Genomic DNA, 13,174 nt, shown 5'->3' with positions numbered 1-13,174 from the left:
TAGGTCCGGGGTTGTACGGTGCTGGGGCCCCATTGTGTCTACATAGGAGGCTTCTGGCGCCAGAGGCTTCGCACCTTCATCGCACACGCCTGGAGGGCATCGGTACGTTCGGGATCAACACTTCCTCCGCACTGATGCGCTTCACGCTTTCGCTCGCCCTCGCCCTTCTCACGCTGCCTCTGGCGGCCCAACCCGCCGGGGCTCAGCCCGCCGAAGACTGGCACCTCGCCAACCCCGCTAGCGGCACGCCCGGCATCGCGCTGGACGCCGCTTACGAGCTTCTCGAGGGCAAAACGCCCAGCGACGTGATCGTCGCCATCATTGACTCTGGCGTGGACGGGGAGCACCCCGACCTCGCGCCCATCATGTGGGTCAACGAGGGGGAGATTGCCGGCAACGGCGTTGACGACGACGGCAACGGCTACACCGATGACATCCACGGCTGGAGCTTCCTCGGCGGTGCCGACGGCCAGAACGTGGGCGCCGAGCGCTTGGAGATCACGCGCCTTGTAGCGGCCTGCCGCGCGATGGCAGTCCCGGACCCCGAGTGCGCTGATTACGAGACCGCTCTCGACGCGAAGGTCTCGGAGATCAACATGCAGGCTGGCAACCTCTTCCCAGTCTATGAGCAGATGAAGGGCGCCGACTCGCTCCTCACCGCGCGCTTCCCCGACACCTACGACCGCGCTGATGTCACCACGCTCGATGTCGGGGGAGACATCGAAGCGGATCAGGCCAAGCGGATGCTCTCGTTCCTCGCGTCGCAGGGCGCCTCGTTCGAGGACCTCGAAGGGTTCGTGACCTACCTGCGGAGCCAGTTGGACTACAACCTCAACGTCGACTTCGACCCGCGCGGCATCGTCGGCGATGACCCGATGAACATGACGGAGCGGTACTACGGCAACGCGGACGCCAGCGGCCCCGACCCGAGCCACGGGACCGGCGTCGCGGGCCTCGTGGCTGCGATCCGCGGCAACGAGTTCGGCATCGACGGCATCGCGCCCAACATGGCCTCTGGCGGGCCCGTCCGCATCATGGCCGTCCGCGCCGTGCCCGATGGCGACGAGTACGACAAGGACATCGCCAACGCGATCCGCTACGCGGTGGACAACGGCGCGCGCATCATCAACATGAGCTTCGGCAAGGCGTACAGCCCCGGCAAGAGCGTCGTCGATGAGGCCGCGCAGTACGCGGCCGAGCGCGGCGTCCTGCTGGTTCACGCCGCTGGCAACGACGGCAAGAACCTCGCCAACGGCATGAACTTCCCCACCGACCGCACCACGACGGGTGACCTGGTTTCGACGTGGATGGAGATCGGCGCGTCCTCCAGCGACATGGAGGCGCTTGCGGCAGGCTTCTCCAACTACGCTCAAGAGGAAGTGGACCTGTTCGCGCCCGGCGCAGCCGTGAAGTCGCTGGCCCCTGGCGGGGAGACGCAGGTCGCCAACGGCACCAGCTTCGCCGCACCGGTTGTGGCTGGCGTCGCGGCGCTCGTGATGTCCTACTTCCCGGACCTCTCAGCCGAGGAGGTCCGCCAGATCCTGCTGGACTCCGCCACGCCGATGGCAGAGACCATGACGCCGCAGCCTGGCAGCGGTGAGGCCGTTTCCTTCGGGACGCTTTCCGTCACGGGCGGCATCGTCAACGCCGAGGCAGCCATCCGCCTCGCGATGGAGCGCAGCGGCTCCTGAGGCTTTCTGGACACGCCCCTGGCGCGGACGGCTCAGGCCTCTGGCGCCAGAGGCACCAGACTCGGAACGATGAGAAGGGACATCCGGTAGCGGGTGTCCCTTTCTCTTTCCCCCTTCCGATCATGGCACAGTTCAGCAAAGGCGACCACGTAGAATGGAACTGGGGCTCCGGCACCGCCGAGGGCACCGTCCAAGAGACGTTCACCAGCGAGGTCACGCGCACCATCAAAGGCAATGAGGTCACGCGCAACGCGACCGAGGACAACCCCGCTTACCTCATTGAGCAGGAAGACGGCGACCGCGTTCTCAAGTCAGAGAGCGAACTCAGCAAGGCGTAGCGCGCGCTCTCGCCCGAGGCCTCTGGCGCCTCGCTCCGCGCCAGAGGCCGCAATAGAAACGCGCCCGGCGCCAAAACAGGCACCGGGCGCGTAAAGCGTCAGGAACGCGGGAGAGGACTAGTCCTCGTCGCCGTCGCCCTCGTCGCCGCTGATGAACTGGCCTGCGATGGCCAGGACCGTCGTCATGCCGAGCGGCTCGTCGAACGCCTCGGAGATCTCCTCGGCAGAGTAGCCGCTGAGGCCGGTGACGAGGTTGATTCCGCCCTGCGTCGTGTTCGCCTCAGAGGGGAACGTGCTAGCGGGGCTCCCTGCACCGTAGACCGGCGCGATGGCCTCTGGCGCGTTGGGCTGTGCGTTCGGGATCCATCCCTGGTTGCCGTTGAGGCGGCGGATGGCCGCAGCGTGGCGGGCCTCCACGGAGTGGATCTGAAGGGCAACCGTGAGGTAGTCCTTGCTCGTGATGGCAGCAGCCTGGCCCTTGTAAGCCCGAACGCCGGTGTCTTCGAGACCCTGTGCAAGCGTACGGATGTTCGCGTAGCTGCTCAGGAACGGCGTGAACGTGAAGTCGCTATCTGTGTACTGTACGGGCGTTCCGCCAGCGGCGTTGATCGCGCCGCGGAGAAGGAGCACGTGCTGCGTCTCGTCGTTCTCGATGGTATCGAACAGCGAAGAAACGTTGCTCGGGATGCTACCGGTGGCGATCGCCTGGCGGTAGAACGAGCGCTCGAGGTATTCAAGCGTTAACGCGTAGTTGAGGATGCCGAAATCGCCCTCGGTGGACTGCGCCATTACGCGGCCCGGCTTGAGGAACGGGATGGAGGCAAACGCGGCAGCGAGGCCGATGCCTGCACCCTTGCGGAGAGCGTCGCGACGCGAGGAGGTCGCGTCGGCCAATCCGCTGATGTCTTGGAGAAAGTCAGTCATGATATAGAAGTCTTGAGGTCGTCGGAGCGGGAGCGGGCCGGATTAGGAAGCGTTACGGACGACGATGGTGTCGTCGATAAACGCCGAAGCGGCCGCGATGACCTGAGCCGGCGGGGTCGCCTTGTCCAGTCCCTGAGCGTTGATCTGGCCGCTGCTCGCGATGGCGTTTGGCGTGATCAGGCCCGCGATGACGGACGCGTGGCGTGCTTCTACAGAGACAATCTTGCCTGCGAGCGTGAGGTACGCGTCGCTCTGGATAAACCGGCCGGCGCCGTTGTAGGCACTCACGCCGAGATCCTCGAAGACCTGCGCCGTCCCGAGCACGCTGGAGCGGCTGGAGAAGTCGATGTCGTCAAAGTTGGGCGTCAGGTCCGGGATCGGCGTTCCGTTGGCACCGCGGATGGCCGCCTCGAAAAAGTCGCGGTGGATCGCCTCGTGAGCGGCGAGATCGCGGAGGATGCTCTGCTCCTCAGAGGAGAACGTGTTGCTGAAGCCGCTGGCGCCGACGACGGTCGCGTAAAAGCCGGCTTCGAGCTGCTCCAATGCGTAGGCGTAGTTCAGGACACCGAAGTCGTTGGAGAAGTCGAGGACGACGCTGTCGCCGTCCGTCGTGGTGTCCACGGAGTCGCAGGCCTGAAGGGCGGAGGCTGCAGCGACGGCGCCGAGACCGAAGCCTGCACGACGAAAGAAGTCGCGGCGGCTCGTGCCCGTAGGGGCGGCGTCGAGGTCCGCAGTGAGGCGGTCGAGTTGAGACATGGAGGAAGAAATGCGGGTCGAAAAGGTGGCAGCCTCTGGCGAGCCAGGTGTGGTGCCTGCGTATGGGAGTGCAACGCGTCCCTTATAAGCGTTGGTTCGCCCACCCACCCCCTTTCAGGGTCTCTCCTACACGTCTATTCCTCTCAGCTACAGAGCAGAGAGGCCTATCCACATGCTGGGCTAGACTTGAGGCACTGCGTACCTCGCCTCGAATAGCCCTCGATACTGGATGCCGCGCGACGCCCGAGGCCTCTGGCGCCAGAGGCTAGCTCAGGCGTAGGTCCTTGGCGCGAAGCTGAAGCGTCGTGCGGCCCTTCCACGTGTTCTCGTCCAACTGGAACGCGACCTCCATCGGGCGCCCGCGGCGAATGCTCGCGAGCGCGGCGTCGTAGCGGTCACCGAGGTTGAAGCCGATAACGGGGAACGTGGGTCCCCCGTCCAGCTGGGCAACGCGGAAGCGGAGATGCTGCTTCTCGTGCCCCACCTTGGTGGGCTGGCCGACAATCCGGAGGTTCTGGCCCCAGAAGATGGGCCGCAGGTTGTCCGGTCCGTGCGGGCCGAACTGCTGGAGCACGCGCCAGAAGCGCGTCGTCACGTCGCGGAGGTCGAGCGTGGAGTCCAGTTCGATCTCGGGGACGAGGCCGTCCACTTCGAGCGCGCCTTCAACGGCGGGTTGAAGCCTCTCGCGAAGTGCCTCGATGCTCGTAACGGGAAGCGCGAGGCCCGCCGCGAAGGCGTGGCCGCCAAACCGATCCAGCAGGTCCTCGCACTGAGCGAGGGCTTTGTAGATAGAGATGCCCTTGACGCTCCGCGCCGATCCCTTGGCGGTCTGGCCGTCCTGCGAGGTGAGGAGGATCGTAGGCCGGTGGAACTTCTCGGCGACGCGAGAGGCCGTGATGCCGATCACGCCGGGATGCCAGCCTTCCTTGTACACCACGAGGGCGACGGGATCGTCCTGCATCAAGCGCTCTGCGATCTCCAGCGCTTCGTCCCGCGTCTCGCGGTCCAGCTCACGCCGTTGCAGGTTGAGCTCTTCGATCTCGTCCACGAGACGCTGCGCGTGGGAGGCGTCCGTGGACGCCAGAAGCTCGGCCGCCATGGACGCATCCGCGATGCGCCCGGCGGCGTTGATGCGCGGCCCGAGCTGGAACACAATCTTGGACGACGTACAGCACGTCAGGTCCAGGCCCGCCCGCTGAGCGAGCGCTGCGAGCCCGAGGCGTGGGTTGTCGCAGAGTTGACGCAGCCCCTCGCGCATGAGGATCCGGTTCTCCCCGATCATCGGCACGATGTCGCTGGCCGTGGAGACCGCGACGAGGTCCAGATAAGTGTGCGCGTCCTCTGGCGGGAGGCCCATGCGCACCAGGACAGCCTGAATGAGTTTGTAGCCGACGCCGCAGCCGCTAAGCCCGTCGAACGGGTAGTCGCAATCGGGACGCTTCGGGTCCAGGACCGCCGTCGCGACGGGGAGCTCGTCGCCTGCGGTGTGGTGATCGCAGATGATGAGGTCCAGTCCCTGCTGGCGGATGTATGCCGCCTCCGCGTTAGCCGTGATCCCGCAGTCGATGGCGACGATAAGGGAGACGCCTCTGGCAATGGCCTCGTCCACGCCGAACCGGCTCAGGCCATAGCCGTGCGTAAACCGGTTCGGGATAAAGAAAGACGCCTGGAGCCCGATGGACTCGAAAAACGTCAGGAGCATCGCCGTGCTCGTGGTCCCGTCCACGTCGTAGTCGCCGTAGACCATGACGTGCTCCTTTTCCTCGACGGCGCGGATGATGCGGTCGGCGGCGTGATCCATGTCCCGCATCTCGAACGGGTCGTGGAGGCGCGAGATCTCGGGCCGGAAAAACGTCCGCGCGCCCTCGAAGGAATCCACGCCGCGGAGCACGAGCGACCGCGCCAGAGGCACGGGCAAGTCGTTCAGTTGCGTCGCGATGCTCTCGACGTGGCCCTCGTCCTCGACGGGGCGGAGGGTCCAGCGGTATTCGCTTGTGCTAAGGCCGGGGGAGGGATCGGGTAATGCAGGGGCGGTCGTCGCGTCACCTGAGGTGGCGTCTGAATCCATCGGATAGGGTGGGACCGGGCGCGATTACAGGTGCCCGGCCGCATAGTTGTTCTGCCACAAAGATAGCAGGCAGGCTCAACCGCGCTTGGCAATCTGCCTCGGCCGGGATGGGCCTCTGGCGCGCTCCAGCGCCCCCATTCTCTCGCGCCAGAGGCTTAGGCGCGGCGACCGATAAAGCCCAGCGTCCGGCCCGGCGTACCGCCCTCTGCACGGTAGGAGTAGAAGCGGTCGGTCTCGCCCATGGTGCAGCCGCTGGCGATCTCCGTCTGCGCCTCCGCGACTCCGAGCGCCCGCAGTTGGCGAGACAATTCCGCTTTCAAGTCCACGTGCGGCCGCGGCCAGTCTTTCTGGCGCACGACGACCTCCGGCGAGAACTGCGCCGCGACCTCCTCGCCCACCTCGAAGCGCTCGGCTGAGATGCACGGCGCGACGTACGCGTAGAGGCCTCTGGCGTCAGCGCCGAGCGCCTCCATCTGAGCAACGGTCTCCGCCACGATGCCCGCGACGGTCCCGCGCCACCCGCTGTGGCAGGCGCCGATCACGCCAGAGGATGGATCAGCCAGGAGCACGAGCGCGCAATCTGCGGCGACGGTCGTGAGCAACAGCCCGGCGCGATCCGTTACGAGCCCATCGTGCTCGGGCGTGTGCCCGCCAGAGGTCACCGCGACCACGTCGGCGCGGTGGACCTGGCCTACGGATGCGACGTCCTGGAAGCCGGTCTCGTCCCGAAGCCTCTGGCGCGTCGCCTCGCGTGGTTCGTCGGCAGGGGAAAAGTCTCGCGTGGTGAAGCCCGCGACGATGCCGTCCAAATCGGCGAAGACGGTAGGCGTGAGAATGGCGTCGGTCATAGAAGAGGGGAGAGAGCGGAACGGCCTCTGGCGCCAGAGGCTAGAGCGCGTCGAGCGCGGCACGGCGCGCGATGTCCGTCGGCATGTCGCGCCCCGTCCACAGTTTGTAGGACTCGGCCGCCTGACCCACGAGCATGGGGAGCCCGCCGATCGCCTCGGCGCCGTGTGCAACTGCCTCACGCATAAAACGCGTCTGCGCGGGGCGGTACACCAAGTCGTACGCGATCTGACCGGTACCCACCGCGCCAGCAGCGATCGGCGTCAGGTCTTCCATACCCACCATGCCCAGCGGCGTGCAGTTGACGACGAGCTGTGCCGAGGGCGCTTCCGCCAGAGGCACCGTTTGCAACACGCCTCTGGCGTCGTATTCGGAAAGCACGTCGGCTACGGCCTCGGCTTGCCCCACGCGGCGGTTTGCAATCGTGAGCCGAGACGGCGCGAAGGCGGTCAGGAGCGCGTACACAACCGCCCGTGCGGCGCCGCCGGCGCCCAGAACGGTGATCTCCGCGCCGCTGAGGTCCGTGCCCGCCAAAGGCGCTAGAAAGCCGGCTACGTCGGTGTTGTGCGCGTGCCACCCGCTTTCCGTCCGCACAAGCGTGTTGGCTGCGCCCACCGCTTTGGCCTCTGGCGAGACGCTCTCGGCCATCGCGAACACCGCTTGTTTGTGCGGGATCGTGACGTTGGCGCCAGCGGCCCCCAGAGCGTGCAAGCCGCGGATGGCGTCCGTCAGGGCCTCTGGCGAAACCGAACAGGCGGCGTAGACGAGGCCCACGTTTTGGGCCCGGAACGCCGAGTTGTGCAAGGCGGGGGAGAGGGAGTGCTCAACGTGAGCACCCAGCAAAACGACGAGGCCAGTCACGACGCGGAGGGGAGGGGCCTGTTGTACCGGTCTGCGCGGAGACGTTCCGCCAGAGGCCACGCCTTGTGCTACCGCTCGTCCTCCGAGAGTCCCGGCAGGCCCGGCAGGTTGCCTCCCCGAAGGCTTCCTCCCCGCGGGTCGCGCCAGAGGTCCGGGTAGGCGCGGCGCATTTCGTCGGCGCGCTCGGGGTCGAGTTCGGCGGCGCGGCGGAGCGAGCGGGCGGCGCTCTCGCGCTGACCGACGGTCGCGAGGGCTACGGCTTGGCGGAAATGGGCCTCTGGCGAGGTTGGGTCCAGCCGGAGAACGTGGGCGTACGCCGCGAGCGCTTCAGCGGGTTGGTTGGCTTCCAAGCGCGTTTCCGCGAGGTCCATCCACGCGTCCACGTTTGTCGGGGCGAGGCGGACGGTGCGGTTGTAGGAGCGCAACGCCTCCGCGATGCGGCCGGCGTTGTACTCCGCGTCGGCGCGGGCGTGCCAGTACTCGGCCTCCTTCGGTTGCAGGCGGAGCGCTTCGGCAAAGGCCGCGAGTGCGCCGTCGTAGTCGGCTTGCGCGTCCAGCGCGCAGCCCAGGCCGTAGTGCGCGTCCGCGTAGGTCGCGTCGTCCGCGATAGCGCGGCGGAAGTAGTCGGCGGCCGTTTTGTGATCGCCCAACTCGTCGTAGGCGATCCCGAGGTTGTAGTACGTCGCGGCGTCGCCGTCTTCGTACTCCAGCACCTTCAGGTAGCTCTCGATGGCGCCCGCGGGGTCGCCCACGTTCGCGAGGGCGTTGCCGCGGTTGTACCAGGCCGAGGCAAAGTCATCCAGGATCAGGACCGCGTAGTCATAGGACGCCACGGACTCCTGGAAGCGTCCCAGCCGGTTGAGTACGATCCCTCGGTTGTACCACGCGTTGTGCGCGTACGGGTCGATGTCGATCTGCTTGTCGTACGCCTCGATGGCGTCCTCCAAGCGGTCCAACTGGTCGTAGCAGTACCCCAGTTCGTACCACACCTCGGGGTGCTCCGGGTCGCGGTCGGCGCACGTTTCGAGGGCCTCGGCGGCCAACTCGAACTGGCTCATCTTCTCGAACGCGATGCCGCGGTTGAAGTGAGCGTCGCCCATCATCGGGTCGATGTCCAGCGCGCGGTCGTAGTCGTCCAGCGCTTCGTCGGCGCGGCCGAGCGTGTCCAGCGTGATGCCCCGGTTGATCAGCGTTTCCGTATCGATCGGGTTGAGCGCGAGCGACTGGTCGTACGCGTCCAGCGCCTCGTCGTGGCGCTCCAGGTGATTGAGCAGAACGCCACGCCGCATCCACGTATCCGAAGACGGCGCGCCCTGCCCAAGCTGGTGGTCCACGACGCCAAGCGCGTCCTCGAAGCGTCCGGCCTCGAAGTAATACGTCGCTACCCCCTCCAGTGCATCGCTGTCGAAGTACGACGGCGCCTCGCCAGAAAGCGAGCGCTCGTACGCCTCAACGAGATCCTGAAGGCCGTCCTCTCCGATGGGCTCGTCGAAGTCGTCGTAGTCGAACATGCGCGTCGGCTGGTGCGGGGATCCGGGCCGATGCCCGGGTGGTCGGCGTGCGCTAGTATAGGCGGCGCCGTGTCCCTGAGGCAATGCCCACGAGGGTGCTGCAGCGGGTTTCGAGGCCTCTTACGGCCCCGCTCGCGGAGGTTCCACAAACGCAACTCCTTGGCTTTCCATTGCTCACGTGCTGATCTCGTTCGAAGGCATTGACGGTTCCGGAAAAAGCACGCAAGCACGGCTTCTAGCCGATGCGCTCGCCGCCAGAGGCCAGCAGGTGCGCCGCGTACGCGAGCCCGGGGGCGCGGATCTGCCCGAGCGCGTCCGCACGCTCCTGCTCGATCCTGCGCTCGCCATCGCAGACCGCGCCGAACTCCTCTTGTTCTCCGCCGCTCGCGCACAGCTCGTAGAAGAGGTGATCCGCCCCGCGCTCGCCTCTGGCGAGACCGTGATCGCGGACCGGTTTTACGACTCGACGACGGCCTACCAAGGTGGCGGCCGCGGCCTGGCGGATGAAGCGTGGCTCGACGCTTTCCACGGGTTCGTGACCGGTGGCCTCGCGCCCGCGCGCACCTATTGTATAGACGTGCCTCTGGCGGTGGCCTCCAGGCGCCGCGCCGGAGAGCAGGCGGACCGGATGGAAGCCTCTGGCGACGCGTTCTACCAGCGCGTGCGCATGGCATACCTCGCCCTTGCCGCCCGGCAACCTAAGCGCATCGTTGTGCTCGACGGCACGCTCTCGCCAGAGGCCTTGCACGAGCAGATCCTGGCGGACCTTGATGCCTTTGCATAGTCCGTCGCGTTCAAAGCGCCGCTGGCGTCTCGTCGCGAGAGGCGTGTTTGCGCTGCTGACTGTGCTCGCGCTCTGGGCCTTCGCGTTCGAGCCCGCCTCGCTCCGCGTGCGCGAGACGGCGCTGACACTAGAGCGCTGGCCGTCCGAACTGGATGGCCTTCGCGTTGCGGTCCTTGCAGACCTGCACACAGGCTCACCGTGGAACGGCACCAAAAGCCTCGCGCGCGTCGTCCGCGAGACCAACGACGCCCGTCCCGATCTCGTCCTCATCGCAGGCGACCTCGTCATCCAGGGTGTGGTCGGCGGTCGGTTCGTGTCGCCAGAGGTCTCGGGCGAGATCCTTTCCGGATTGGAAGCGCGGCTCGGGGTGTTCGCCGTTCTGGGCAACCACGACTGGTGGCTAGACGGCCCGCGGGTGATCCGTGCTCTCGAGGCCTCTGGCGTGACCGTCCTGGAGGACTCATCGGCCGCGATCCCTTTCAGAGGCGACACGCTCTGGCTTGCCGGCGTAAGTGACTACTGGGAAGCGCCGCACGACATTGGCCGCGCGCTCTCAGCCGTTCCGCCCACTTCCGCGCCGCTTGTGTTCACGCACAACCCGGACGTCTTTCCCGAGATGCCTCGCCGCGTGGCGCTTACCATCGCAGGCCACACGCACGGCGGCCAGGTCGCGCTGCCCGGGGTGGGAAGGCCTATCGTCCCCTCGGTGTATGGGGAGCGCTACGCCAGCGGCCACGTTCGCGAGTACGGGCGGGACCTCTTCGTAAGTACGGGCGTCGGCACCAGCATCCTCCCTGTTCGATTCCGCGTGCCGCCAGAGGTCCACGTGCTTACGCTTCGGTCTCCCCCACGATAGATGTCGCTCCCCCAATCCCAACTCGACGAGGTCCGCAAACGATTCGGCGCCTTCCTACAGGAGCGCGGCCAGCGCCGCACGCCTGAACGGTTCGCCGTTCTAGACGCGCTGTACGACACTGCTGACCACATCGACGCCGACACACTCTTCCTACGGCTCAAGAGCGACGGCGTGCGCGTGAGCCGAGCGACCGTCTACAACACGCTGGACCTGCTCATCGAGAGCGACCTCGCCGCCAAGCACCAGTGGGGGCAGAGCCAGGCGCGGTACGAACGCGCGTGGGCGTACTGGCAACACGATCACCTGATCTGTCTCGACTGCGGCGAGATCTTGGAGTTCTGCGATCCACGCCTCCAGGAGATCCAAGAGAGCGTTGCCGACGTGTACGGTTTCGAAGTCGCTCGTCACGCCCTGACCGTTTACGGCCATTGCCGCCGCGAGGCATGCCCTAACCGTAATACCTCTGGCGAAAACGTCGCTACAGAAGCGGCTTCCTGATCAGGGAGCGCCCCACATGCCAGGGGTTGGCAGACCGTCTCTACCTGCAGCACTTCACGCCAGAAGCCTCTGGCGAATCCGATGCCCCGCCCCATCTACGTCGTCGACGCCTTCACCAGCACGGCCTTCGCTGGCAACCCCGCTGGAGTCTGCCTTCTGAGTGGTCCAGCCGACGAGCAATGGATGCAGCAGGTCGCCGCCGAGATGCGGCACGCGGAGACCGCGTTTATCTATAAGGAGAACAGCGCCTGGAATCTCCGGTGGTTCACGCCCACCGTCGAGATCGACCTCTGCGGACACGCGACGCTCGCGAGCGCGCACGTCCTGTTCGAAACTAACGCTCTCGCGCCAGAGGCCACCGCCACGTTCCACACGCGCTCCGGTCCTCTCCACGTCTCGCGCCGTCCCGATGGGCAACTGGCGATGGACTTTCCCGCCACGCCGCCAGAAGCCTCACCGCTCCCCGCTGGCTTCGCCGATGTGTTCGGCTTCGATCCCGTCTGGGAAGGCCGCTCCCGCTTCGATCTATTCGCCGTCGCGCCCGACGAAGCGACTGTTCGTGGCCTGGACCCCAATCATGACGCCGTTGCCGCGCTTGGCGCAAGAGGCGTCATCGTTACCGCGCAGGCCTCTGGCGAGACAGACGCCGTCTCCCGCTTCTTTGCACCGGGCTCTGGTGTACCGGAAGATCCAGTGACGGGATCGGCCCACTGCGCCATCGGCCCGTATTGGGCAGACCAACTCGGAACGCAAACGGTCCGTTGCTATCAGGCCTCCGCCAGAGGCGGGAACGTGACCGTGGACGTGCGGGGAGACCGCGTGCTCCTCGTCGGCTCCGCGGTCACCATCCTGAAAGGCGAGCTTGTCGCCTGAGTCTGCATCTCTCTCCTATATATGGCGCGCTCCCAGATCCTTTCCCCCGCCCGCGTGCGCCGCACCGTCACGCGTCTCGCGTACGAGGTCCGCGAGCAGAACAGGGGAACAGAGACCCTCCTGGTGTTCGGCCTCAAGACACGGGGGAAAGCGCTCGCGAGGATGATCGCTGACGCCCTCGAAGACGTGGAAGGGCGTTCCATCCCCGTGCACGCGCTCGACCTCACCGGCTTCCGGGACGATTCCGACGCCGTGCCTCTGGCGCTCGATGGCCCCGACGCCAGCGGCCGGGATGTCCTCATCGTGGATGACGTCCTCTTTACGGGCCGCACCGCGCGAGCTGCCCTCGATGCCGTGGTCAGCCACGGCCGCCCCCGGTCCATTCAACTCGCCGTCCTCATCGACCGAGGCCACCGCGAAGTCCCCATCCAACCTGACTTCGTCGGGCGCCGGATCCCGACCAAGCACCGCGAGAGAGTCGTTGTCGACACCGAAGAGCAGGCCGTCTATTTAGAGGAGTAGCCTCTGGCGCCAGAGGCTACTCGCTCCATGGGCTCGCCAGAGGCTCAACCGCCGCTCGGGCTCGTCGAGATGCGGACTTCCTCACCCTCCCGAAGGGTGGATCCCTCCTCCGGCTGTTGCGAACGCACACGGTCGCCGGTTGCATTCGGCGAGTCCACCCAGAGCCCCGCGCGCCGGATGATCTCTTTGGCCTCCTCTGGCGTGTTGCCCACCACGTTCGGCACCCTGACGCTCGCGGTGCCAGGGCCCGGGCTCAACCACAGAGTCACACGCGTGCCTTTGGGGACTTGCCTTCCAGCAGGGGGCGTCTGACGGGTAACGGTATTCCGGAATGGAGTGCGGACCGTGTCGCTCTCGACTCGGCTGACGATCAGGCCCGCTTCTTCTAGCCGAGTGCGAGCAACCCCTTCTGCCATGGAGACAACCTCTGGCGTCACCGCCAACTCCTTTGGACTAGCGTTGACGTAGTAATACACGCGCCGGCCAGGTTTGACCATCGTGCTCGGGTCAGGCGTCTGCTCCACCACGATATCAGCGGCGAGGTTGGGATTGAATGGCTGTTCGCGCATCTCCGCGCCAAGCCCGGCAGCGCGGAGGGCGCTTTCCGCTTGCCCCTCGCTCATCTCGCGGACGTCGGGTACCATGA

At 66.4% G+C, this 13,174-nt stretch carries 14 protein-coding genes (1 of these 14 cut by a window edge); 7 read left to right on the top strand and 7 right to left on the bottom strand.

The window, feature by feature from the left end; translation table 11 throughout:
* Positions 1 to 134: 134 nt before the first annotated feature.
* Together BSZ36_RS13475 and BSZ36_RS13470 are read left to right on the top strand one after the other, a co-directional pair.
* Complete coding sequence (locus tag BSZ36_RS13475; protein ID WP_094549819.1) at positions 135 to 1,691, top strand: S8 family serine peptidase; 1,557 nt, start codon at positions 135 to 137, stop codon at positions 1,689 to 1,691.
* Positions 1,692 to 1,813: 122 nt separating this feature from the next.
* Positions 1,814 to 2,029, top strand: coding sequence for a hypervirulence associated TUDOR domain-containing protein (locus BSZ36_RS13470; RefSeq protein ID WP_094549816.1), 216 nt, complete (start codon positions 1,814 to 1,816; stop codon positions 2,027 to 2,029).
* Positions 2,030 to 2,146: 117 nt separating this feature from the next.
* On the opposite strand, the gene BSZ36_RS13465 is transcribed toward BSZ36_RS13470, so the two are convergent.
* From BSZ36_RS13465 to BSZ36_RS13440, 6 genes are all read right to left on the bottom strand, one after another.
* Positions 2,147 to 2,953 carry a ferritin-like domain-containing protein gene (locus BSZ36_RS13465; RefSeq protein ID WP_094549814.1) on the bottom strand — a complete coding sequence of 269 codons (807 nt, stop codon included), beginning with the start codon at positions 2,951 to 2,953 and terminating at the stop codon, positions 2,147 to 2,149.
* Between the two features lie 42 nt (positions 2,954 to 2,995).
* On the bottom strand, positions 2,996 to 3,709 hold the full coding sequence (locus BSZ36_RS13460; RefSeq protein ID WP_094549812.1) for a ferritin-like domain-containing protein: 714 nt from the start codon (positions 3,707 to 3,709) through the stop codon (positions 2,996 to 2,998).
* 265 nt (positions 3,710 to 3,974) lie between these two features.
* Positions 3,975 to 5,777 (bottom strand): single-stranded-DNA-specific exonuclease RecJ, encoded by a 1,803-nt coding sequence (recJ, locus tag BSZ36_RS13455; RefSeq protein WP_094549810.1) that lies wholly within the window; start codon positions 5,775 to 5,777, stop codon positions 3,975 to 3,977.
* A 155-nt stretch (positions 5,778 to 5,932) separates the two neighbouring features.
* A complete protein-coding gene (locus tag BSZ36_RS13450) occupies positions 5,933 to 6,625 on the bottom strand; it encodes a purine nucleoside phosphorylase YfiH/LACC1 family protein (RefSeq protein WP_094549808.1) in 693 nt (230 codons plus the stop codon).
* A 40-nt stretch (positions 6,626 to 6,665) separates the two neighbouring features.
* Positions 6,666 to 7,484, bottom strand: coding sequence for a shikimate dehydrogenase (gene aroE, locus BSZ36_RS13445; protein ID WP_094549806.1), 819 nt, complete (start codon positions 7,482 to 7,484; stop codon positions 6,666 to 6,668).
* 68 nt (positions 7,485 to 7,552) lie between these two features.
* On the bottom strand, positions 7,553 to 8,995 hold the full coding sequence (locus BSZ36_RS13440) for a tetratricopeptide repeat protein (RefSeq protein ID WP_094549804.1): 1,443 nt from the start codon (positions 8,993 to 8,995) through the stop codon (positions 7,553 to 7,555).
* 178 nt (positions 8,996 to 9,173) lie between these two features.
* Here BSZ36_RS13440 and tmk point away from each other — a divergent pair, with 178 nt between their 5' ends.
* The 5 genes from tmk to pyrR all read left to right on the top strand — a co-directional run bounded on the left by tmk (position 9,174) and on the right by pyrR (position 12,528).
* On the top strand, positions 9,174 to 9,779 hold the full coding sequence (gene tmk / locus BSZ36_RS13435; RefSeq protein ID WP_094549802.1) for a dTMP kinase: 606 nt from the start codon (positions 9,174 to 9,176) through the stop codon (positions 9,777 to 9,779).
* 43 nt (positions 9,780 to 9,822) lie between these two features.
* Positions 9,823 to 10,635 (top strand): metallophosphoesterase, encoded by an 813-nt coding sequence (locus BSZ36_RS13430; protein WP_218827668.1) that lies wholly within the window; start codon positions 9,823 to 9,825, stop codon positions 10,633 to 10,635.
* Complete coding sequence (locus BSZ36_RS13425) at positions 10,636 to 11,133, top strand: Fur family transcriptional regulator (RefSeq protein WP_094549798.1); 498 nt, start codon at positions 10,636 to 10,638, stop codon at positions 11,131 to 11,133.
* A gap of 81 nt (positions 11,134 to 11,214) precedes the next feature.
* Positions 11,215 to 12,006, top strand: coding sequence for a PhzF family phenazine biosynthesis protein (locus tag BSZ36_RS13420; RefSeq protein WP_094549796.1), 792 nt, complete (start codon positions 11,215 to 11,217; stop codon positions 12,004 to 12,006).
* Positions 12,007 to 12,027: 21 nt separating this feature from the next.
* The gene (pyrR, locus tag BSZ36_RS13415; protein ID WP_094549794.1) at positions 12,028 to 12,528 is read left to right on the top strand and encodes a bifunctional pyr operon transcriptional regulator/uracil phosphoribosyltransferase PyrR; all 501 of its coding nucleotides are present in this window, start codon (positions 12,028 to 12,030) and stop codon (positions 12,526 to 12,528) included.
* 44 nt (positions 12,529 to 12,572) lie between these two features.
* Here the strand turns inward: pyrR and BSZ36_RS13410 are convergent, their stop codons facing one another.
* A protein-coding gene (locus BSZ36_RS13410) for a PASTA domain-containing protein (RefSeq protein ID WP_094549792.1) crosses the window boundary here: on the bottom strand, positions 12,573 to 13,174 show its 3' portion. The gene runs 163 nt beyond the window's last position; 602 of the gene's 765 nt are visible here — the last part of the coding sequence; the start codon falls outside the window, past its right edge; it ends in the stop codon at positions 12,573 to 12,575.

Source organism: Rubricoccus marinus (assembly GCF_002257665.1).
Lineage (GTDB): Bacteria > Bacteroidota > Rhodothermia > Rhodothermales > Rubricoccaceae > Rubricoccus > Rubricoccus marinus.
The sequence above is the reverse complement of the archived record's forward strand: the minus strand, read 5'-3'. Positions and strand labels throughout refer to the sequence as shown.